Here is a 986-nt window from a genome sequence, read left to right as displayed (position 1 = left end):
ACTAGGTATGAAAATTTGTAATGGTTGGTTGGCTGGTGCTCGGAAGTGCCCGTCACCCAATTATAATGAGCGCCCTCAAGCTGCGCCGATCAACTTACTAGTCGTTCATAATATATCATTGCCACCGAAGTCCTTCGGCAATAATTACATCGAGCTTTTTTTCCAAAACTGTTTGCCAGTTGGTGAGCATCCGTATTTCGAGACAATTCGCGATCTTCAGGTCTCGTCACACTTCCTCGTTAAACGCAACGGAGAAATAGTCCAGTTTGTTTCCTGTAATGACCGTGCCTGGCATGCCGGACAGTCAAGCTTTTGTGGTCAGGAAAACTGTAATGATTTCTCGATAGGCGTTGAGCTGGAAGGCGCTGATGACATACCGTATCAAGCGATTCAGTATTCGCAGCTTGCCGCTCTAACTAATGCAATTCAGGAAAGCTACCCTGAAATTACGAAAGAGCGTATAACGGGTCATGAACATATCGCTCCACAGCGGAAAACAGACCCAGGCCCTGCTTTCGATTGGACGCTGTATCGAAACTCTATAGAGAACCCCCTTGTTTAAATGCGCCGCTGTTTAAGGTGCTTAATGATAAAGCGGGCGGGCGAAAACATTGCTTTGTGTGTGTCATTTACCGGTGGGATGCCGCCGCATATTTCGTGAGCAATAAGTTCTGCGGCGACGGGGCTTGTTAATGCGCCTTTGGAGCCGTGTCCAACGTTGACGTAAAGACCTTGATAGTAGTGTCCATAAAGATGTTTGCAGCTGTTGGCGCCAACTCGAAGTTTGGCAAAGGTCTCTTTCATTTGTTCAAAATTTGGAGCGAGCCCAACGATTGGAAGGTAGTCAGGAGTGGTGCAACGAAGGCCGGCGTTACTTTTTACATCATAGTCATTCAGGCTTTTATCTTCAGTGTTCTTATCCGAAATCCATGATGGGTTCCAGTGCTGAATTGCTTCGAAGTTCTTTTCATTGTCTTCTGCATTAG

Annotated in this window: 2 protein-coding genes; one reads left to right on the top strand and one right to left on the bottom strand. The window is 46.5% G+C overall.

Features of this window, described 5'->3' with window-relative positions; all coding sequences use genetic code 11:
• The first annotated feature begins 7 nt into the window (after positions 1-7).
• A complete protein-coding gene (gene ampD / locus A3763_RS22030) occupies positions 8-562 on the top strand; it encodes a 1,6-anhydro-N-acetylmuramyl-L-alanine amidase AmpD (RefSeq protein WP_068508078.1) in 555 nt (184 codons plus the stop codon).
• Here ampD and A3763_RS22025 read toward each other — a convergent pair.
• Positions 559-986 (bottom strand): FAD-dependent oxidoreductase (locus A3763_RS22025; protein WP_156495254.1); only part of this gene is annotated, 428 nt, incomplete at its 5' end. The genes ampD and A3763_RS22025 overlap by 4 nt on opposite strands.

Source organism: Oleiphilus sp. HI0128 (assembly GCF_001635365.1).
This window is presented reverse-complemented; position numbering and strand designations above follow the sequence as displayed.

Coding starts and splice junctions, on each gene's coding strand:
- ampD (WP_068508078.1), top strand. CDS start 8: ATGAAAATTTGTAATGGTTGGTTGGCTGGTGCTCGGAAGTGCCCGTCA.